14 protein-coding genes are annotated in these 21,677 nt (G+C 54.2%); 8 read left to right on the forward strand and 6 right to left on the reverse strand.

Annotation, left to right across the window (positions count from 1 at the left end; translation table 11 throughout):
• Positions 1 to 115: 115 nt before the first annotated feature.
• Positions 116 to 1,381 carry a hypothetical protein gene (locus tag ACMWLG_RS00790; protein ID WP_157844809.1) on the reverse strand — a complete coding sequence of 422 codons (1,266 nt, stop codon included), beginning with the start codon at positions 1,379 to 1,381 and terminating at the stop codon, positions 116 to 118.
• A 130-nt stretch (positions 1,382 to 1,511) separates the two neighbouring features.
• Between ACMWLG_RS00790 and ACMWLG_RS00795 the strand changes: the two genes are divergently transcribed.
• Both ACMWLG_RS00795 and ACMWLG_RS00800 read left to right on the forward strand, forming a co-directional pair.
• Positions 1,512 to 3,065, forward strand: a complete 1,554-nt coding sequence (locus ACMWLG_RS00795; RefSeq protein WP_045404105.1) for a bifunctional metallophosphatase/5'-nucleotidase — start codon at positions 1,512 to 1,514, stop codon at positions 3,063 to 3,065.
• 22 nt (positions 3,066 to 3,087) lie between these two features.
• Positions 3,088 to 4,614: an aryl-sulfate sulfotransferase gene (locus ACMWLG_RS00800; RefSeq protein WP_045404107.1), complete on the forward strand. Its 1,527-nt coding sequence runs from the start codon at positions 3,088 to 3,090 to the stop codon at positions 4,612 to 4,614.
• A 208-nt stretch (positions 4,615 to 4,822) separates the two neighbouring features.
• Here ACMWLG_RS00800 and infA read toward each other — a convergent pair whose 3' ends face one another.
• The 5 genes from infA to trxB all read right to left on the reverse strand — a co-directional run bounded on the left by infA (position 4,823) and on the right by trxB (position 10,646).
• Entirely contained in the window at positions 4,823 to 5,041 is a 219-nt protein-coding gene (gene infA, locus ACMWLG_RS00805) for a translation initiation factor IF-1 (protein WP_002211347.1), read from the reverse strand.
• A 284-nt stretch (positions 5,042 to 5,325) separates the two neighbouring features.
• Positions 5,326 to 6,030 (reverse strand): leucyl/phenylalanyl-tRNA--protein transferase, encoded by a 705-nt coding sequence (aat, locus tag ACMWLG_RS00810; protein WP_045354452.1) that lies wholly within the window; start codon positions 6,028 to 6,030, stop codon positions 5,326 to 5,328.
• A 45-nt stretch (positions 6,031 to 6,075) separates the two neighbouring features.
• On the reverse strand, positions 6,076 to 7,797 hold the full coding sequence (cydC, locus tag ACMWLG_RS00815) for a heme ABC transporter ATP-binding protein/permease CydC (RefSeq protein WP_045404109.1): 1,722 nt from the start codon (positions 7,795 to 7,797) through the stop codon (positions 6,076 to 6,078).
• Positions 7,797 to 9,563 (reverse strand): heme ABC transporter permease/ATP-binding protein CydD, encoded by a 1,767-nt coding sequence (gene cydD / locus ACMWLG_RS00820; RefSeq protein ID WP_045354456.1) that lies wholly within the window; start codon positions 9,561 to 9,563, stop codon positions 7,797 to 7,799. The genes cydC and cydD overlap by 1 nt, the downstream gene beginning before the upstream one ends.
• A gap of 114 nt (positions 9,564 to 9,677) precedes the next feature.
• Entirely contained in the window at positions 9,678 to 10,646 is a 969-nt protein-coding gene (gene trxB / locus ACMWLG_RS00825) for a thioredoxin-disulfide reductase (RefSeq protein ID WP_023616696.1), read from the reverse strand.
• A gap of 544 nt (positions 10,647 to 11,190) precedes the next feature.
• Here trxB and lrp point away from each other — a divergent pair.
• The 6 genes from lrp to dmsA all read left to right on the forward strand — a co-directional run bounded on the left by lrp (position 11,191) and on the right by dmsA (position 21,669).
• On the forward strand, positions 11,191 to 11,685 hold the full coding sequence (lrp, locus tag ACMWLG_RS00830; protein ID WP_000228469.1) for a leucine-responsive transcriptional regulator Lrp: 495 nt from the start codon (positions 11,191 to 11,193) through the stop codon (positions 11,683 to 11,685).
• Between the two features lie 135 nt (positions 11,686 to 11,820).
• A complete protein-coding gene (gene ftsK / locus ACMWLG_RS00835) occupies positions 11,821 to 15,531 on the forward strand; it encodes a DNA translocase FtsK (protein WP_414762935.1) in 3,711 nt (1,236 codons plus the stop codon).
• A 128-nt stretch (positions 15,532 to 15,659) separates the two neighbouring features.
• Entirely contained in the window at positions 15,660 to 16,274 is a 615-nt protein-coding gene (gene lolA / locus ACMWLG_RS00840) for an outer membrane lipoprotein chaperone LolA (protein ID WP_023310983.1), read from the forward strand.
• A gap of 9 nt (positions 16,275 to 16,283) precedes the next feature.
• The gene (gene rarA / locus ACMWLG_RS00845; RefSeq protein ID WP_045404113.1) at positions 16,284 to 17,627 is read left to right on the forward strand and encodes a replication-associated recombination protein RarA; all 1,344 of its coding nucleotides are present in this window, start codon (positions 16,284 to 16,286) and stop codon (positions 17,625 to 17,627) included.
• Between the two features lie 92 nt (positions 17,628 to 17,719).
• Entirely contained in the window at positions 17,720 to 19,012 is a 1,293-nt protein-coding gene (serS, locus tag ACMWLG_RS00850) for a serine--tRNA ligase (RefSeq protein WP_045404115.1), read from the forward strand.
• 212 nt (positions 19,013 to 19,224) lie between these two features.
• Positions 19,225 to 21,669 (forward strand): dimethylsulfoxide reductase subunit A, encoded by a 2,445-nt coding sequence (gene dmsA / locus ACMWLG_RS00855; protein WP_045404117.1) that lies wholly within the window; start codon positions 19,225 to 19,227, stop codon positions 21,667 to 21,669.
• Positions 21,670 to 21,677 lie beyond the last annotated feature (8 nt).

The raw sequence follows: 21,677 nt of genomic DNA on the forward strand, positions 1-21,677 counted from the left end.
GACGCCAAATGGATTAATTCTCGGAAAAGTGGGTGTTACAGGAAGACGTTAATAACTTTTGATGACACTAAAAAAAAGTGCAGTTCGCCGCCGTACAGCTCGCGTTATGTGGCCCTTAACTGCCTGAATTTTCCTTCATCTGTTGGTTATAAATACAGCCAAGACCCACTAAATGCTGGCTCACTACCCGTGCCCCATAGTTATGACACTGTAATGACCATGGATGGGATTTCAGCCAGACAGCAAACGCAGTGCAGTATGCAAGTGAAATCAACGCGGGCTCCGCTGTACTTTGCTGTCCGGTCAGTAGGCCAATCATCTTGCATACCTCGCCATTATCCCAACGCTGCCACACATTTTTCCACCATCCCATTTTCCAGCTACCTGTAAGGCAAAATGCTTTGTCAGAGAGGTTGGCCTTTTCATTCTTTTCAGATACAAACCAAAGATCGGTTTTTCCAAGTCGGACTTCTGTTGACCAGGCAGTTATAGCCCCGCCGCGCAAAACGCACTCATGGGCGAGATAATGATCGGTTACACCCGGGAAGCGTCGTTTTAATCGCTGGAAATGACTGTGTATGGTAATGACAGGACGGACTATGCTTCCCCGGTCGTTTCGCTTAAGCTCGGCACTACCGTACTGAATTTCATCAAATTGACTCCGTTTAAGAAATTGCATTTCTTGCTCCCGAATAAGATCGGTATCGCTCGACGGTAGTATCGAAGAAGAGAAAGACTTAGAACCCTGATAGAGCAATGAATCACCTGCCTTCCAGTCGCAATAGTTGGTTGTTATTTGAATAATTTTGCCGGAGTCAGCATCGGCACTGATCACAACATACAGTTTCTGCCTGGTTGAATGACCCTGAAACGGTATAACCATTGTGGTCGTTGACACCCTTGTTAGCGCAGGGAGTGAAACATGCAGATCGCGCTCGAACCCGTTAACCGCTTGCGCAAGCACCCTTTGGTTTGTCGTTTCACCAGAGTGCACCCCTTGTTCGAGCTGGGAAAGAAGGGTGATATTTTTATTCAGGCCTACAGCATTGTCATAGTGTGGAGTAAATACATAACGACAGGTACAACATTGAAAGCGGGGTGTTCTGGCTTTTGTGTATCCATAGCGAATGATGTGCGCTGTAAAACAGCGGGGACAACCTTGTCCTGTATTTCCTAATTTTCGTTGCATGAATTGACTGAACCACTCGTCACATTCTTTTGTATTAAACAGTGGAGGAAGACTGCCACATTTTTGACATTCAAGTGCTGCGTAGCCCAGACGATAAACAGGAAAAACATAATCACTCGCATCTGGTATTCCGAGATTTGGACATGACCAGCTTTTGCAAACATTGAGATCTATTTTTTGAGCGGATTCCATGTGCTTCACCAACTGATTCTGTTAGTCGTAAATTTTCGCGTCTCCCTTTTCCATATGTCGTGAGAAGGTTCACAAAATCTGTTTTTTGCTAATCGATAATGAAATTCTTTCTTTAATTCGAGAGTTAAAAATGAAAAAAACAGTAATCGCGGTTTTATTACTATCGGGATATGCTTCGCTAAGTCCAGCGCAGGACGTTACCGTCATTTATACCAATGACCTGCATGCACATGTTGAGCCCTATAAACTCCCTTATGTTGCAGAAGGTAAAAGAGCTGTCGGTGGCTTCGCAAATATTGCGACTTACGTTAAGCAAGAAAAGCAAAAAAATAAGGCTACTTTTTATTTCGATGCTGGAGATTACTTTACCGGTCCATACATTAGCAGCCTGACAAAAGGGCGGGCAATCATAGATATTATGAATACAATGTCATTTGATGCTGCGTCTGTCGGCAATCATGAGTTCGACCATGGTTGGGATAATACGCTGATACAGCTCAGTCAGGCTAAATTCCCGATACTGTTAGGTAACGTGTTTTATAAAAATAGCAATGTCCTTTTCTGGAATAAGCCGTATACAATCCTTGAAAAGGGTGGCGTTAAAATTGGGGTCATTGGGTTGCATGGCGTATTCGCTTTCGATGATACCGTTTCATCGTCAATGCGTCAGGGTATTGAAGCGCGTGACGAGGTGAAATATCTCCAGCGTTATTTGGATGAACTAAGTGGAAAAGTAGATATAACCGTTGCACTCATTCATGAAGGTTTCCCTGCACGCCAGTCCAGTATCGGCAATACTGATGTCAAACGCGCCCTTGATAAGGATATCCAGACGGCGAAACAGGTGAAAGGACTGGATATTCTGATTACCGGACATGCGCATGTTGGGACGCCGGAGCCGCTTAAAGTAGATAACACGCTGGTGCTTTCGACTGATAGTGGTGGGATTGATATTGGTAAACTGGTCCTGGATGTGGATCTAAAAAAACATCACAACAAAATAAAAAGCTTCGAACTTAAAACCCTTTACGCTGATGAATGGAAACCCGATCCGGCAACTCAGAGTGTTATTGATAGCTGGAATAAAAAGCTCTCCGAAACGGTTCGCCAAAAAGTTGGAGAGACGCCTGTTACGCTTACGCGCGCCTACGGGGAATCATCTTCGCTGGGCAATTTATTTACCGATGCAATGCTTGCTGCTGCGCCTGATGCGCAACTGGCGCTCACTAATTCAGGTGGTCTGCGTGCTGATTTGAATGCCGGTCCGATAACCCTCGGCGATGTTATTAGCGCGTTCCCGTTTCCAAATGAGCTAACCATAATGGATTTGAAAGGGAAATCCTTACGAAATCTTATGGAGCACAGTGCATCACTCACTAACGGTGTTTTGCAGATGTCGAAAGGACTGGAGATGCGCTACGACCAACATAAACCTGTCGGGCAACGCGTTGTGCTACTTACGCTTAATGGCAAGCCAATTGTAGACTCTGATACCTATCGCGTAGCGACAAATAGTTTCCTTGCCCCTGGTGGTGATGGCTTTACTGCATTCATTGATGGTCAGAACAAACAGGTAAAAGGTGGATATAACCTTTCCAATGCGGTTATTGATTATCTGGTGAAAGGAAATAAGATCATTCCCCAACAGGTGAATGAGATGCGAGTAAAAGAAGTTACACAGTAATAATTAACAACAGGTGAATAATATGGCAATTACCTATCTTGGAATGGATCTCGCTCCTGCTAACAACCAGCTTGCGGTCTATCTGAAGTTTATAATTGATGAAGAGGCAACATATTCCTATACGGTTCTGGGAAGATCGACTAGCACGACAAGTTTAGATTTTACGTATTCTTCAAGTGACATTATCACTTTACCTGAGATAAAAGTTCCAGTTATTGGGCTGTACGCAAACTACCTTAACCAAGTGCAGGTTATCTTTAAAAACCTTAGCGGAGTGGAAATTTTTAATCAAATCATCCAAGTAAGCACACAGGAACAACTCTACCGCGATGGGACAATTTTCCATATCGATATTGAGCAAACGGATCCCGCTAACTTCACGACCGTATGGGGAAACAGTTGGTTAATGACAACCAATTGTGATGGCTACGACCGGAACGGCGATCTTCGCTGCTATTATGCTCAGCCCTACCGTAACCAGATGCTAAAAACGCATAAAGGTTATTTCTATATCGGCAGTGATGAAGATGAACATTGGTATGGGCGACGCTTTTTCAAAATCGATATTTTGGGCAACGAGATTCTGGAATTTGATTTACGTGACCGCGATGGCAACCGCTATGCTAACACCCACGATCTGATCTGGGATTCAGCTGGTAATCTCTTCATGATTGGTAATGATAACCCGGACCGTTCTACCAATACTATGCGACAGGATGCATCAATATTAAAATTTGATGAAAAGACAGGCGTGTTGCTGTGGGCAAAAAATTACACTCGTGCTTTTGATAATACGAAGATCCTGAATAATAGTCCCACAAACGATGCTCACCTTAACTCGCTTTCCTGGATCCCCGCGGGTGAGGCAAATGCTGAAGCGATTGTTGTTCATACTCGCTCTGCAGGCCTGACGTTTGGTATTTCTCCTGCCGATGGTAAGATGCTGTGGAGTATTAATACAGGGGGGTTTAACAGTAATTTCGCTGCAGGACAGGGCGTTACGCAGATAGATACTTCCGGTATAGCGGATTTTGAAAATGGTGCTCATACCGTATTTGTCACTAAAAATAGCGCTTTTGCTGGGTTAAGCAATGAGACTGAAGGGAAATTTGTTCTTTCGCTATTTGATAATCGCTCCTGCGTCGATAATGAAGGCAATGCAGTTACTCGAGATATTACGCTTGATTCAACGGCTGTTTTTTACAAAACCGATCCTGCGAGAGTCGTTTTCTATGCTGTTGATCTCGTCGCCAATACAGCAACCCAGGCTCACGAAAGTTTCGAGTTACCTTCCGATCGTGTTCCTCAACTCACTGATTTTATGGGGGCAGCAATAGATTATGGTGACTACTATGGCATCTACACCAACCATGCGCGCTCTTTCTTTATCAGCGATGTGACAGGCCATATTATTGCCACAATCTACGATTTGATTTGCTCGCTGGATGGCTATCCAGAGTTCCCTGGCGAATGCTATCGGGCAAGGTTGTTTGCAAAAGACGAGCTTGATGCTTTGATAAATATAGGTTATCAGGTGGCAAACGGCTGATAGCATAGCCAGACACAGCCATTAAAAGGGCATTGCGGCTGCTAATGTCGGTCACTTACAGTGGCTGGCCTTGCTGTCGACCAGACAGCCTGACGCTGAAACGAACGGCTAAATAATTGTTCAAATAATCACCTGCAGCACAAAAAAAGTAAGGCCGGGAAAATCCCGGCCTTATTTAATATTCATCTGCCATTACAGGCGAAAACAATTAGCGACTACGGAAGACAATGCGGCCTTTGCTCAGGTCGTACGGGGTCAGTTCAACAGTCACTTTGTCGCCCGTCAAAATGCGGATGTAGTTTTTGCGCATTTTACCGGAGATGTGCGCAGTTACCACGTGACCGTTTTCCAGCTCTACGCGAAACATGGTATTAGGCAACGTATCAAGTACGGTACCCTGCATTTCAATATTGTCTTCTTTGGCCATCTAATCCTCTGGGGTATCACTACCAAGTTTTGAACCGGCAAGATAATGCCGAAATTCATCAATTAAGTAAAGAATTGCGCGATTAAAACGCAGCAAAACAGTTTCGGCGCATTGCCCAAGCGTCACGGTACAACCGAACAGGAAGCGCATTCGTAAAGGGGAGACAACAGGATAAACGTCAGGACGTTATCTGAAGCGAGGGTCCCAAACGGCGGCGGGGCAACAGGCAGAAGCTACTCTGCGGCATAATTATAACACCCTCACAAAAAATATGCGGAAAACATTTAGGCATTGGGCATAAAGAGCGTTCTCGGTATCCAGAAGTCGCGCGGGAGCTTCTCCTGACGGCTGGCATCCAACTGTTCGATGTACTGGCGTCGCGGGATTTCAACAGCACCCAGGGAGGCCGTGTGCTCGTTGAGCACCTGACAATCGATCAGGCGTCCGCCGCGCTGGGCAAACGCCTCGCAGAAGACCAGCAGCGCGGTTTTCGAGGCGTTAACCGCACGAGAGAACATCGACTCGCCGCAAAACAGCGTCCCCTGCGCCACGCCGTACATGCCGCCGACGAGTGCTCCGCCTTCCCACACCTCGATGGAGTGGGCGTAGCCAAGCTCATGGAGCTGGAGGTAGGCGGTAATGATATCGCGGGTTATCCATGTCCCTTCATAGCGGTCTTCGGCACAGCCTTCAATGACCTGACCAAAGGCGTGATTGAGGGTGACGCGGTAGGGTGATTTCGCATGGAAACGCTTCATGCTGCGGCTCGCGTGAAACTGCGCTGGCCACAGCACGGCACGCGGATCGGGGGACCACCATAAAATCGGATCGCCGGGGGAAAACCAGGGGAATATACCGCGCTGGTACGCCATTAATAGTCGAGCGGGACTGAGGTCACCGCCGAGGGCCAGCAGCCCGTTGGGCTCACGCAGCGCCCCTTCCGGAGAAGGGAACGCGATGTTATGACGAGAAAGCTGGACCAGGCGCATGACAGCAAAACTCCAGTACGCGAGTGAGGACGCTACAAATATAGTCTACAGACGCTGTTTAAACTGGTAGTAGCGACCTTGTTTCGCCAACAGCTCTGCGTGACTACCTTGCTCAATAATGTGTCCGTTGTCCATCACAATTATCCGATCAAAACTCGCCAGTCCGCGCAGGCGGTGTGTGACCATCAGCACGGTTTTGCCTGTCATGACATTCGCCAGTAAATCAAGGATTTGGCTTTCGGTTGTGGCATCCAGCCCTTCGGTGGGTTCGTCGAGCAGCATCAGCGGCGCATCGTGCAGCAGCGCGCGCGCAATAGCCAGACGGCGCAGTTCACCGCCCGAGAGCTGACGGCCGCCTTCGCCCAGCCAGCTGTTCAGCCCGTCGTCCTCAAGCAGTTTTTGCAGCCCGACCTGCTCCAGCACGGCGCGAAGCGCATCATCAGAGGCCTCTGGCGCGGCCAGCAGCAGGTTATCGCGCAGGGTGGCGCTAAACAGATGCACGCGCTGCGGAACGACGCTCACCGTCTTGCGCAGGGCCTGCTCGCTGAAATCGGTCAGCAACGTGTTATTAAAACGAATATGGCCGCGCTGCGGATCCCAGGCGCGGGTCAGCAACTGCAGCAGCGTCGATTTACCGCAGCCGGTACGGCCGAGGATCGCCATCCGCTGACCTGCGTTAACAGAAAGGTTGATACCGTCCAGCGCGTTCTGCGCCTGTTTGTCATAGGCGAAGGTGACATCTTCAAGCGTCAGCGCAACCTGCTCTGGTACCGCGGTCTGCCCGGCACTGAACGTGACTTCAGGCTCCTGCTCGGCAATCTGCGTGATGCGCAGGGCAGAGGCGATCACCTGGCCCAGATGCTGGAAGGCGCCCGTTACCGGGGCTAGCGCCTCAAACGCCGCCAGCGCGCAGAAGACGAAAAGGGCAATAAGTGGACCCGGCTGTGGATTCCCCCCGACATCGCCGGAAGCCAGCCACAGCATGGCAATCACCGCCACGCCGCCGATTAACATCATCAGCGCCTGAGAGAAGGCCGTCAGCTCCGACTGGCGGCGCTGTGCCTCATGCCAGTTAAGCTCCGTACTTTCCATCCGGGCGCGATAGCGCTTGCTGGCGCCAAAAATCGTCAGCTCTGCCTGCCCCTGAAGCCAGGAGGTGAGCTGCTGGCGGTAGTCTCCGCGCAGGCGCGTCAGGTTTTCCCCGGTCGATTTCCCGGCGCGGTAAAACAGCGGCGGCAGAATGATGAGCGTCAGCAGCATGATCCCGCCCAGCGTCAGCGCAACGGAAACATCCAGAACAGACAGCCCCAGCGTGACCACCACAATCACCACAAACGCGCCCACGATCGGGGAAATCACGCGCAGGTAAAGGTGATCCAGCGTGTCGACATCCGCAACGACACGGTTAAGTAGCTCACCCTGACGAAAACGCGCCAGCCCGGCAGGGGAGAGGGGCAGCAGTTTGCTGAAGGTGTAGATGCGCAGGTGCTGCAGCACGCGGAAAGTGGCGTCGTGGCTGACCAGCCGTTCGAAATAGCGTCCGGCAGTCCGCGTGATGGCGGTACCGCGAACACCGGCAGCCGGGAGCATATAGTTGAAGCTGTATAAACCGGCAAAGCCCGCAACGGCCGAGGCCGACAGGAACCAGCCGGAAAGCGTGAGCAGGCCAATGCTGGCGAGCAGTGTGACAATCGCCAGCACAATCCCCAGCGTCAGCATCCATTTGTGGCGTTTATAGAGCGCAAGATAAGGCAGCAGAGCACGCATCAGATGTCCTCCTGACGGTTCGCCAGCAGGGCGGCAAACGGTCCCTGCGCGGCAACGAGAGAGGCGTAATCGCCTTGCTCAACAATACGGCCGTTCTCCATGACCCAGATCTGGTCCCAGTCGGCAATCCCCTCCAGCTGATGGGTGACCATCAGGGTGGTTTGCTGCCGGGAGGCGGCGTTCAGGGCCTCCATTACGCGCTGTTCGCTGTGGGCGTCCAGGCTGGCGGCGGGCTCATCCAGCAGCATCAGTTGGCAAGGATTCAACAACGCGCGGGCAACCGCCACACGCTGCGCCTGTCCGACCGACAGCCCGGCGGACTGATCGCCGACAACGGTATCTACCCCCTGCGGAAGCAGCGGCAGAAACTCGCTGACCCAGGCGCGATCGAGCACCGATTGCAGTTCATCTTCACGCGCGTCCGGGCGCGCCAGCAGGACGTTTTCACGCAGCGTAGAGGCGGGAAGCTGGGGGTTTTGTCCTACCCAGCTGAGCTGTTTACGCCAGGCGTCTGGATCGAGGTTGCGCAGTTCGGTTTTGTTGATCCGCAGTGAACCCGTGTAGGCCATAAAGCCGGATAGCGCATTCAGCAGAGAACTTTTACCGGAACCGCTGGTGCCGACGAGCACCACCCGTTGTCCGGCAGGTAAGGTAAAGTTCAGCGGACCCGCGAGCACTTTGCCTTCCGGTGACAGAATGGAAAAGTCCTGCGCTTCAATGGTCACGGGATCTTTAGCATTCAGCGTCACGTCACCCCGCTCCGGGTGTGCCAGCGGCGTTTCCAGGAACGTTTTCAGGCTATCGGCTGCGCCAACCGCCTGCGCTTTGGCGTGATAGAAGGTCCCCAGATCGCGGAGCGGCTGGAAAAATTCCGGGGCCAGGATCAGCGCCAGGAAGCCGGCAGAAAGGGTCACCGCCGTGCCGTAATGGCCGAAATCCAGCGCGCCAAGGTAGGAGAAGCCAAAGTAGACCGCCACGAGGGCAATCGACAGCGAGGTAAAGAATTCCAGTACGCCGGAGGATAAGAAGGCAAGGCGTAACACTTCCATGGTGCGCTGACGAAAGTCCTGCGATGCCCGGCGAATATTTTCGGTTTCCGCTTCACCGCGGCCAAAAATGCGTAACGTCTCCATGCCGCGCAGACGATCGAGGAAATGGCCGCTCAGGCGACCCAGTGCCAGGAAGTTACGGCGGTTGGCATCCGCTGCCCCCATACCGACCAGCGCCATAAACAGTGGGATCAGCGGGGCGGTGCCCATCAGAATCAGCGCAGCCATCCAGTTCACCGGGAAGATGGCGATCACAATCAGCAGCGGAACGAAGACGGCAAGGGCCATTTGCGGCAGATAGCGCGCATAGTAGTCGTGCATATCGTCAATCTGCTCAAGGATCAGCGTCGCCCAGCTACCGGCCGGTTTACCCTGGATCCACGCGGGCCCCGCTTCCTGAAGACGATCGAGCACCTGACGGCGGATCTCGTAGCGGATGTGCTGTCCGGCGTGAAAACCGACGCGCTCACGCAGCCACACCACCCAGGCGCGCAGGATAAAAATCAGGATCAGGACAATAAAAGGCAGCAACAGCGCTTCGCGCGGGATGTTCTCCATGATCATGTGATTAAGAATGCGGGCCAGCAGCCATGCCTGGGCAACAATCAACAGACCGCTAACGAACCCCAGGAGACGGGAAATCGTAAGCCAGCGGCGGGAAATAACGCTTTGCTGTTTCAGCCAGCGTGTTAACTCTTGTTGACGGGTTTTTTCCATTGCGTACTTTGCAGGTGACGTTATTAGAAATTGGGCAGCGCAATGTTACAACGGGGAGACAATAAAGGCGACTTATCGCCGCCTTTATTTACGTTTGTTACTGACTTGTAAAGATTATTTACCTTGTTCAGCCAGTCCATCGAGGTAGCGCTCAGCGTCCAGCGCGGCCATACAGCCGGTGCCAGCAGAGGTAATCGCCTGACGATAAATATGGTCCATCACGTCGCCAGCCGCGAACACGCCCGGGATGCTGGTCTGGGTCGCGTTACCGTGAATGCCGGACTGCACTTTGATGTAGCCATTTTCCAGCTCCAGCTGACCGTCGAAGATCGCGGTGTTCGGGCTGTGACCGATCGCCACAAACAGACCCGCCACTTCAAGCGTTTCGACGTTGTCAGTGTTCTGGGTATCACGGATACGCAGACCGGCAACGCCCATCTGGTCGCCCGTCACCTCTTCCAGGGTACGGTTGGTATGCAGCACGATGTTGCCGCTGGCCACTTTATCCATCAGGCGTTTGATCAGGATCTTCTCCGCGCGGAAGGTTTCGCGACGGTGGATCAGGTGCACTTCAGAGGCAATGTTCGCCAGGTAGAGCGCTTCTTCTACGGCGGTGTTGCCGCCGCCGATGACCGCGACTTTCTGATTGCGGTAGAAGAAACCGTCACAGGTTGCGCAGGCAGAGACGCCGCGACCTTTGAACGCTTCTTCGGATGGCAGACCGAGATAACGGGCAGAGGCGCCGGTGGCAACGATCAGCGCGTCACAGGTGTATTCGCCGCTGTCGCCCGTCAGGCGGAACGGACGGTTCTGCAGATCGACCTTATTGATGTGGTCGAACAGAATTTCAGTTTCGAATTTAGCGGCATGCTCGTGCATACGTTCCATCAGCAGCGGCCCGGTCAGGTCGTTCGGGTCCCCTGGCCAGTTTTCCACTTCGGTGGTGGTGGTCAGCTGACCGCCTTTTTCCATTCCGGTGATGAGTACCGGGTGCAGGTTAGCGCGTGCAGCATAGACCGCTGCGGTATATCCCGCAGGTCCAGAACCAAGGATTAGCAGCTTACTGTGTTTGGCCGTGCCCATGAGATCCCCATTGTTGTTGGCAGACATTTGGCTGGATTGTAGGGAATTTGTTGTCGTAAAAAAAGAGCGCAGCAATTTTGATATCAATCTGTGTAATAGCCACGGACGATGAGTGGCGCGCTATAACATCACGCTTTCGCCTGAAAACCGGTCGTTTGTAAGGCAATAAAATGAGGATTAATACCCTGCCGTAATGAATATCCGGCATGTTGTACTAAAAAACGATGTTTTGCTTTGACAATCCCCTGCGCTTTTGCGAAAACATTCAAGGAAGAAAAAAAACCGCGTTAACCGTATGCCGCATAGGCATGCACGTAAATGCCATTTTTACCGGGTCAGTGAAATCTACGCATGGCGTGGACAGACGCCATACGTGATGTCGGTGACTGCCTTCGGGCAACGGTCTTCTTACCAACAGAACCCGAATCCGCATCGCGTCTAATACAAAACCAGGCGATGTGATGACTAACGGGTACAGGCTCTGAACAGTGATGTGCACAGGGTCCAGGCAGGAGTAGGGAAGGAATACAGAGAGACAATAATAATGGTAGATAGCAAGAAGCGCCCTGGCAAAGATCTCGACCGTATCGATCGTAACATTCTTAATGAATTGCAAAAGGATGGGCGTATTTCCAACGTCGAGCTTTCAAAACGTGTGGGACTTTCCCCGACGCCGTGCCTTGAGCGTGTGCGCCGACTGGAAAGACAGGGTTTCATTCAGGGCTATACTGCTCTGCTGAACCCGCATTATCTGGATGCCTCACTTCTGGTATTTGTTGAGATTACTCTGAATCGTGGTGCGCCGGATGTGTTTGAGCAATTTAACGCCGCTGTACAAAAACTTGAAGAAATTCAAGAGTGTCATCTGGTATCCGGTGATTTCGACTACCTGTTGAAAACCCGTGTACCTGATATGTCCGCCTACCGTAAGCTGCTGGGGGAAACCCTGCTGCGTCTGCCAGGCGTGAACGACACCCGTACGTATGTGGTGATGGAAGAGGTCAAACAGAGCAATCGTCTGGTTATTAAGACGCGCTAACACGGAACAGGTGCAAAATCAGCGTAGTTTGATTACACTCCTGTTAATCCATACAGCAACAGTGCCGGGGAGTCCCGGCGCTGTTGTCCGTTTTAGCAAAAAGGCAGGATATGCCTGATACCTGGAGAGCCTTTTTTGAGCCAGGAATACACTGAAGACAAAGAAGTCACACTATCGAAGCTAAGCAGCGGACGTCGTCTCCTCGAGGCTTTGCTGATTGTTATTGCCCTTTTTGCCGTCTGGCTGATGGCAGCCTTACTCAGTTTCAACCCCTCAGATCCCAGCTGGTCACAAACTGCATGGCATGAGCCTATCCATAATTTAGGCGGTGTCCCCGGTGCCTGGCTTGCGGACACGCTGTTTTTCATTTTCGGTGTGATGGCCTACACCCTTCCCGTTATTATCATTGGCGGATGCTGGTTTGCGTGGCGTCATCGTCAGAACGATGATTACATCGACTATTTTGCCGTGTCGCTGCGCCTGATTGGCGCGCTGGCGCTGATCCTCACCTCGTGCGGGCTGGCGGCAATCAATGCGGATGATATCTGGTACTTCGCCTCTGGCGGGGTGATCGGCAGTTTACTCAGTTCTGCGCTGCAGCCGATGCTGCACAGCAGCGGCGGCACGCTGGCGCTGCTGTGTATCTGGGCGGCCGGGCTGACGTTGTTCACCGGCTGGTCCTGGGTGAGCATTGCCGAGAAAATCGGCAGTTTTATCCTCACCATTCTGACCTTCGCCAGCAACCGTACCCGTCGTGACGATACGTGGGTTGATGAAGACGAATACGAAGATGAAGAGGAAGATGACGCGCCTGTGCAGCGTCGCGAGTCTCGTCGTGCGCGTATTCTGCGCGGCGCGCTGGCCCGTCGTCAGCGTGTTGCTGAGAAATTTGCCAACCCGCTGGGTCGTAAAACCGATGCGGCGCTCTTCTCCGGTAAGCGCATGGATGAAGACGAGCAGGTGGCGTATCGCGCTGCAGGTGTCGCCGTCGATCCTGACGATGTGCTCTTCTCCGGGAGCCGGGCCACTCCGGGTGCCTTCGACGAATACGATCCGCTGTTAAATGGCCATTCGGTTACCGAGCCGGTTGCGGCCGCCGCAGCCGCGACGACCGCTGCGCAGGCGTATGCCGCGCCTGTCGACGCCGTGATGCCATCCGCGCCGGTTTCGCCGCCGGAATCCGTTATTCAGCAGCCTCAGGTTGACTGGCAGACTGCGCCAGGCGTTCACACGCCGGAGCCGGTTATCGCGCCTGAACCTGAAAGCTACATTCCTGTGCAGCAGGAGCAGTGGCAGCAGCCTTATCAGCCGCCGCAGCCTGCGTATGAACCGCAAGATTACCCGCACTATGAACAGCCTGTGGCCCAACCTTATCAGGAGTATGTGCCTGATAAGGTTGAACCTGTGCAGCCTTATGTAGAGCCGCAGCCTGAAGCTGAAATAGTGGAAGAGGTAAAACCCTCTCGTCCACCGATGTACTATTTTGAAGAAGTTGAAGAGCGTCGCGCGCGTGAACGCGAGCAGCTGGCGGCCTGGTACCAGCCTGTGCCTGAACCGGTGCAGGAGCCGGTGACGAAAGCGCCTTCTGTTTCCGTTCCACCGATCGACCCGACGCCTGCAGTCGCACCCGTAGCGGAAAGCGTGAAGCAGGCTACCGCGGCCGCTGCCGTAGCTGCACCTGTATTTAGCCTGGCAACAGGGGGCACGCCACGTCCTCAGGTGAAGGAGGGGATTGGTCCGCAACTGCCTCGCCCTAACCGCGTTCGTGTACCCACCTGCCGTGAGCTTGCCTCTTATGGCATCAAGCTGCCTTCCCAGCGTATGGCCGTAGAGAAAGCGCGCGAGCCAGAGTATGAAGATGACGCCGATGAAATGCAGCAGGACGAGCTGGCCCGCCAGTTCGCCGCGCAGCAGAATCAACGCTACGGTGAAGAATATCAGCACGATGAACCGGTGCTGGAAGACGAAGAGGACGCGGCTGAAGCAGAACTGGCGCGCCAGTTTGCTGCCACTCAACAGCAGCGCTATTCCGGTGAGCAACCGGCTGGTGCAAATCCGTTCTCGCTGTCGGATTTTGAATTCTCGCCGATGAAGGATCTGGTGGATGATGGCCCGAGCGAGCCGTTATTTACCCCGAGCGTGATGCCGGAAGCGGAGCCTGTGCGCCAGCAGCCAGCACCACAGGCCTACGCGCAGCCGCACCAGCCTGTTCAGCAGCCGTATGCGCAGCAGCATCAACCTGTTCAGCAACCGCAGCAATCGCAGCAGCCACCGCAGTTCCAGCAGCCTGCGCCTCAGCCGCAGGAAAGTCTGATTCACCCGCTGCTGATGCGTAACGGTGACAGCCGTCCGCTGCAGCGTCCAAGCACGCCGCTGCCGTCTCTGGATCTGTTAACGCCGCCGCCGTCAGAAGTTGAGCCGGTCGATACCTTCGCGCTTGAGCAGATGGCGCGTCTGGTGGAAGCTCGTCTGGCTGACTTCCGCATCAAGGCGGACGTGGTGAACTACTCGCCGGGTCCGGTGATCACCCGGTTTGAACTGAACCTGGCACCCGGCGTTAAAGCCGCGCGTATTTCCAACCTGTCCCGCGACCTGGCGCGTTCTCTGTCGACCGTGGCGGTGCGTGTGGTGGAAGTGATACCGGGTAAACCTTACGTTGGTCTTGAGCTGCCGAACAAGAAACGTCAGACCGTCTACCTGCGCGAAGTGCTGGATAACACCAAATTCCGCGATAACCCCTCTCCGCTGACGGTGGTGCTGGGTAAAGATATCGCTGGCGATCCGGTCGTTGCGGATCTTGCCAAAATGCCTCACCTGCTGGTAGCGGGTACTACCGGTTCCGGTAAGTCTGTCGGTGTGAACGCCATGATCCTCAGCATGCTCTATAAAGCGCAGCCGGAAGATGTGCGTTTCATCATGATCGACCCGAAAATGCTCGAACTTTCGGTCTACGAAGGCATCCCGCATCTGCTGACCGAAGTGGTCACCGACATGAAAGACGCCGCCAACGCCCTGCGCTGGAGCGTCAATGAGATGGAACGCCGCTACAAGCTGATGTCTGCGTTAGGCGTGCGTAACCTGGCCGGTTATAACGAGAAAATCGCCCAGGCTGTGCGCATGGGGCGTCCGATCCCGGATCCTTACTGGAAGCCGGGTGACAGCATGGATGCTCAGCATCCGGTGCTGGAAAAGCTGCCTTATATCGTCGTGCTGGTTGATGAATTCGCTGACCTTATGATGACCGTCGGTAAGAAAGTAGAAGAGTTGATTGCCCGTCTGGCGCAGAAAGCGCGTGCGGCCGGTATTCACCTTGTGCTGGCGACCCAGCGTCCTTCCGTGGACGTTATCACCGGTCTTATCAAAGCGAACATTCCGACGCGTATCGCCTTTACCGTATCCAGTAAAATTGACTCCCGTACCATTCTTGACCAGGGCGGCGCAGAGTCGCTGCTGGGTATGGGTGACATGCTCTATTCAGGCCCGAACTCCACCTCTCCGGTGCGCGTTCACGGTGCGTTCGTCCGCGATGAGGAAGTACACGCCGTCGTGCAGGACTGGAAAGCGCGCGGTCGTCCGCAATATGTTGACGGCATCACCAGCGATACGGAAAGCGAAGGCGGCGGCGGTGGCTTCGACGGCGGCGAAGAGCTGGATCCGTTATTCGATCAGGCGGTTAACTTCGTTACCGAAAAACGCAAAGCGTCAATCTCTGGCGTGCAGCGCCAGTTCCGAATTGGCTATAACCGCGCAGCGCGTATCATCGAGCAGATGGAAGCGCAGGGCATTGTGAGCGAGCAGGGGCATAACGGTAACCGCGAGGTGCTGGCACCGCCGCCGTTTGATTAGCCTTCAGCGATTGCAAAGAAGGGTAAATCAGCCAAAATTAAGCATTTTCTTCTGTCGCCTGCCTTCGGGCAGGTCCAGAATAGAAGACGGAAACCCCATATCGGGAAGACGTATTTTAAGGAATAACAATGAAAAAAATCGCCATCGCCTGTGCATTACTCACCAGTTTTGTCGCCAGCAGCGTCTGGGCTGATGCGGCCAGCGACCTTAAAAGCCGACTGGATAAAGTAAGCAGCTTCCACGCCAGCTTCACGCAAAAAGTGACGGACGGCAGCGGCAACGCGGTGCAGGAAGGTCAGGGAGATTTGTGGGTAAAACGCCCGAATCTGTTCAACTGGCACATGACCCAGCCGGATGAAAGCATCCTGGTCTCTGACGGTAAAACCTTATGGTTCTTCAACCCGTTCGTTGAGCAGGCAACGGCGACCTGGCTGAAAGATGCCACCAGCAATACGCCGTTTATGCTGATTGCTCGTAACCAGTCCAGCGACTGGCAGCAGTACAATATTAAACAGACGGGTGACGAGTTTGTCCTGACGCCGAAAGGCAGCAACGGCAACCTGAAGCAGTTCACCATTAACGTAAGCACCAACGGTACGATTAATCAGTTCGGCGCGGTTGAGCAGGACGATCAGCGCAGCAGCTACCAGCTCAAGTCTCAGCAGAACGGCGCCGTTGATGCTTCGAAATTCACCTTTACCCCGCCGCAGGGCGTAACGGTGGACGACCAACGCAATAAGTAAGAGGCATGAGTGGGCAATCTGTCGCTCGATTTTTCAGATAACGCGTTTCAACCTCTGGCCGCCCGTATGCGGCCAGAAAATTTAGCGCAGTACATCGGCCAGCAGCATCTGCTGGCTGCCGGTAAGCCATTGCCGCGCGCCATTGAGGCGGGGCATCTTCACTCCATGATCCTCTGGGGACCCCCTGGCACCGGCAAGACTACGCTTGCAGAAGTGATCGCCCGCTATGCCAACGCGGACGTCGAACGTATCTCGGCGGTCACCTCCGGCGTGAAAGAGATCCGTGAGGCGATCGAGCGTGCGCGGCAGAACCGCAATGCCGGGCGGCGCACCATCCTCTTCGTGGACGAAGTCCACCGCTTCAACAAGAGCCAGCAGGATGCCTTCCTGCCGCATATTGAAGATGGCACGATCTTCTTCATCGGTGCGACCACCGAAAACCCGTCGTTTGAACTGAACTCGGCGCTACTTTCCCGCGCGCGCGTTTACCTGCTCAAATCGCTCACCACCGATGATATCGAAAAGGTTCTCACCCAGGCGATGGACGACAAAGCGCGCGGCTACGGCGGACAGGATATCGTTCTGCCTGACGACACGCGTCGTGCAATTGCCGAGCTGGTCAACGGCGATGCGCGTCGTGCGCTGAATACGCTGGAAATGATGGCCGATATGGCCGAAATCGACGATGCAGGGAAGCGGGTGCTGAAATCGGAACTGCTCACCGAAATTGCGGGGGAGCGCAGCGCGCGTTTCGATAACAAAGGCGACCGTTTTTACGACCTGATCTCGGCGCTGCATAAGTCCGTGCGCGGCAGCGCGCCGGATGCGGCGCTTTACTGGTACGCGCGTATTATCACTGCGGGCGGCGATCCGTTATATGTCGCGCGTCGCTGTCTGGCGATTGCGTCAGAAGATGTCGGCAATGCCGATCCTCGCGCCATGCAGGTTGCACTGTCGGCCTGGGATTGCTTCACCCGCGTTGGGCCCGCGGAAGGCGAACGAGCCATTGCGCAGGCAATTGTCTATCTGGCCTGTGCGCCGAAAAGTAATGCGGTTTATACCGCGTTTAAAGCGGCGATGTCCGATGCGCGTGAACGTCCGGACTACGATGTGCCGGTTCACCTGCGTAACGCGCCGACCAAACTGATGAAAGAGATGGGATATGGGCAGGAGTATCGTTACGCTCATGATGAACCCAATGCCTACGCTGCCGGGGAGGAATATTTCCCGCAGGAGATGGCACAAACGCGCTATTATCACCCCACAAACAGAGGTCTTGAAGGCAAGATTGGTGAAAAGCTCACCTGGCTCGCCGGACAGGATCAAAATAGCCCTATAAAACGCTACCGTTAGTTCAATCGTTGCGGTAATGTTGGCAATGTATCCTTGTGGCCGCAGGCTGTGGTCACATTTTCCTATTTTAATTCGATAAGCACAGGATAAGCATGCTCGATTCCAATCTGCTGCGTAATGAGCCAGACGCAGTCGCTGAAAAACTGGCACGCCGGGGCTTTAAGCTGGATGTAGATAAGCTGCGCGCTCTCGAAGAGCGTCGTAAAGTTCTGCAGGTACAAACTGAAAATCTGCAGGCAGAGCGTAACTCTCGATCGAAATCCATCGGCCAGGCGAAAGCGCGCGGGGAAGATATTGAGCCATTACGCCTGGAAGTGAACAAACTGGGTGAAGAACTGGATCAGGCAAAAGCTGAGCTGGACGTTCTTCAGGCCGAGATTCGTGATATTGCCCTGGCTATCCCGAATATTCCTGACGACAGCGTGCCTGTCGGCAAAGATGAAAACGACAACGTTGAAGTGAAACGCTGGGGTACGCCTCGTGAGTTTGACTTCGAAGTGCGCGATCACGTGACGCTGGGCGAAATGCACGCGGGGCTGGACTTTGCGGCAGCGGTTAAGCTGACCGGCTCCCGTTTTGTGGTGATGAAAGGCCAGATTGCCCATCTGCACCGCGCGCTGGCGCAGTTCATGCTGGATCTGCACACCGAGCAGCATGGCTACAGCGAAACCTACGTGCCGTATCTGGTCAACCACGATACGCTGTACGGTACGGGTCAGCTGCCGAAATTTGCCGGCGATCTGTTCCATACCCGTCCGCTGGACGAGGAAGCAGACAGCAGCAACTACGCGCTGATCCCAACCGCTGAAGTGCCGCTGACTAACCTCGTGCGTGATGAGATAATCGATGAAGACGACCTGCCAATTAAGCTGACGGCACACTCTCCGTGCTTCCGTTCTGAAGCAGGTTCTTACGGTCGCGATACGCGCGGTCTGATCCGTATGCACCAGTTCGACAAAGTTGAGATGGTGCAGATCGTCCGTCCTGAAGAGTCCATGGACGCGCTGGAAGAGATGACCGGTCACGCTGAGAAAGTGCTGGAGCTGCTGGGTCTGCCGTACCGTCGTATGGCCCTGTGCACCGGTGATATGGGCTTTGGCGCCTGCAAAACCTTCGATCTGGAAGTGTGGGTGCCTGCGCAAAACACCTACCGTGAAATCTCCTCCTGCTCTAACGTCTGGGATTTCCAGGCGCGTCGTATGCAGGCACGCTGCCGCAGCAAATCTGACAAGAAAACCCGTCTGGTGCATACCCTGAACGGTTCTGGTCTGGCTGTGGGCCGTACGCTGGTTGCCGTGCTGGAAAACTATCAGCAGGCAGATGGTCGTATTGAGATCCCTGAAGTGTTGCGTCCATACATGAAAGGCCAGCAGTACATTGGCTAATTCTTTGCCTCACAACAAAAAAGCGCCTTTAGGCGCTTTTTTTATGCCGCGGAATTGATACGACGCAATACCCCCTCCCTCTAAAGTAGTAATACTCCTCCGAATGAAAGTCAGCATAAAAAGCTGATTACGTAGAAATTCGTTGTATATAAAACTAAATAGCGGTTTTGCGCCGCCACTCTTTTCTTTGTGAGCAACCAAAGTGAGTCTCTATGAAAATCAACGCGCCTGAAGCATTAATGGCTGCCGAGGTCACTCGCCGTGGGTTGATGAAAACCACGGCAATAGGCGGCCTGGCCGTAGCCAGCAGCGCTTTCACGCTCCCTTTTACCCGACTGGCCTCAGCGGCGGATGCATTATCCCCAGCTTCAGCTCCGGAAAAAGTGGTGTGGAGTGCCTGTACCGTTAACTGCGGTAGCCGTTGTCCGCTGCGTATGCACGTGGTGGATGGCGAAATTAAATATGTCGAAACCGACAATACCGGGGACGATAACTATGAAGGGTTACATCAGGTTCGCGCCTGCTTGCGCGGCCGCTCCATGCGTCGTCGCGTGTATAATCCGGACCGCCTGAAATATCCGATGAAGCGCGTCGGTAAGCGTGGGGAAGGGAAGTTCGAGCGGATTAGCTGGGATGAAGCCTACGACATTATCGCCACCAATATGCAGCGCCTTATCAAAGAGTACGGCAACGAATCCATCTACCTGAACTACGGCACCGGGACGCTCGGCGGTACGCTGACCCGCTCCTGGCCACCGGGTAAAACGCTGGTGGCACGCCTGATGAACTGCTGCGGCGGTTATCTCAATCACTATGGTGACTACTCATCGGCGCAGATTGCTGCGGGACTCAACTACACCTACGGCGGCTGGGCGGACGGCAACAGCCCGTCTGATATCGAAAACAGTAAGCTGGTGGTGTTGTTCGGTAATAACCCGGGCGAAACCCGCATGAGCGGCGGCGGGGTAACCTATTACCTTGAACAGGCCCGCGCCAAATCCAATGCCCGCATGATCATCATCGACCCACGCTATACCGATACCGGCGCCGGACGTGAAGACGAGTGGATCCCAATCCGTCCGGGTACCGATGCAGCGCTGGTCTCCGCGCTGGCGTGGGTGATGATCACCGAAAACCTCGTCGATCAGCCTTTCCTGGATAAATACTGCGTCGGCTATGACGAGAAAACCCTGCCAGCCAGCGCGCCTGCTAACGGTCATTACAAAGCCTATATTCTCGGGCAGGGCAGCGACGGCGTGGCGAAAACGCCCGAGTGGGCGTCCACCATCACCGGTATTCCGGCCGAGCGTATCGTTCAGCTGGCGCGTGAGATTGGCTCGGCCAAACCGGCCTACATTAGCCAGGGCTGGGGACCGCAGCGCCATGCGAACGGCGAAATCGCGACCCGTGCGATCTCCATGCTCTCCATTCTGACCGGCAACGTCGGTATTCACGGCGGTAACACCGGCGCGCGTGAAGGCTCGTATGAAGTGCCGTTTGAACGTATGCCGACGCTGGATAACCCTGTTCAGACCAGCATCTCCATGTTTATGTGGACCGATGCGATCGAACGTGGTCCTGAAATGACCGCCCTGCGCGACGGCGTGCGCGGCAAGGACAAGCTGGACGTGCCGATCAAGATGATCTGGAACTATGCCGGTAACTGTCTCATCAACCAGCACTCCGAAATCAACCGCACCCATGAAATCCTGCAGGATGATAAGAAGTGCGAGATGATTGTGGTGATCGACTGCCACATGACCTCCTCGGCGAAATATGCCGATATCCTGCTGCCGGACTGCACCGCCTCTGAGCAGATGGATTTCGCGCTGGACGCCTCCTGCGGCAACATGTCCTACGTGATCTTCACCGATCAGGCGATCAAACCGCGCTTCGAGTGCAAAACCATTTATGAGATGACCTCTGAGCTGGCGAAACGTCTTGGCGTTGAGCAGCAGTTTACCGAGGGACGTACACAGGAAGGGTGGATGCGTCATCTGCATGAACTCTCCCGTAAGGCGGTCCCTGACCTGCCGGATTTCGATACCTTCCGCAAGCAGGGTATGTACAAACAGCGCGATCCGGAAGGGCACCACGTGGCTTACAAAGCGTTCCGTGAAGATCCGCAGGCGAATCCGCTGACCACGCCGTCGGGCAAAATCGAAATCTACTCCGAAGAGCTGGCAAAAATCGCGTCGACCTGGGAGCTGCCGGAAGGGGACGTTATCGATCCGCTGCCGATCTACACGCCAGGTTTCGAAAACTACAACGATCCGCTGACGGCGAAATTCCCGCTGCAGCTGACCGGTTTCCACTACAAAGCGCGCGTGCACTCCACCTACGGTAACGTCGACGTACTCAAGGCCGCCTGCCGTCAGGAGATGTGGATCAACCCGATGGATGCCAAAGCGCGAGGCATCAGCAATGGCGATCGCGTGCGTATCTTCAACGGTCGCGGCGAGGTGCACATTGAAGCTAAGGTGACGCCGCGCATGATGCCAGGCGTAGTGGCGCTGGGAGAAGGGGCCTGGTACAGCCCTGATGCCAACCGTATCGACCAGGCGGGCAGTATTAACGTACTGACCACGCAGCGTCCGTCGCCGCTGGCGAAGGGCAACCCATCCCACACAAACCTTGTCCAGGTTGAAAAGGTTTAAGGAGTAGC

Origin of the sequence: Enterobacter sp. 01-M-02-SI-ECC (genome assembly GCF_047530595.1) — a bacterium.
Classification (GTDB): Bacteria; Pseudomonadota; Gammaproteobacteria; order Enterobacterales; family Enterobacteriaceae; genus Enterobacter; species Enterobacter cloacae_M.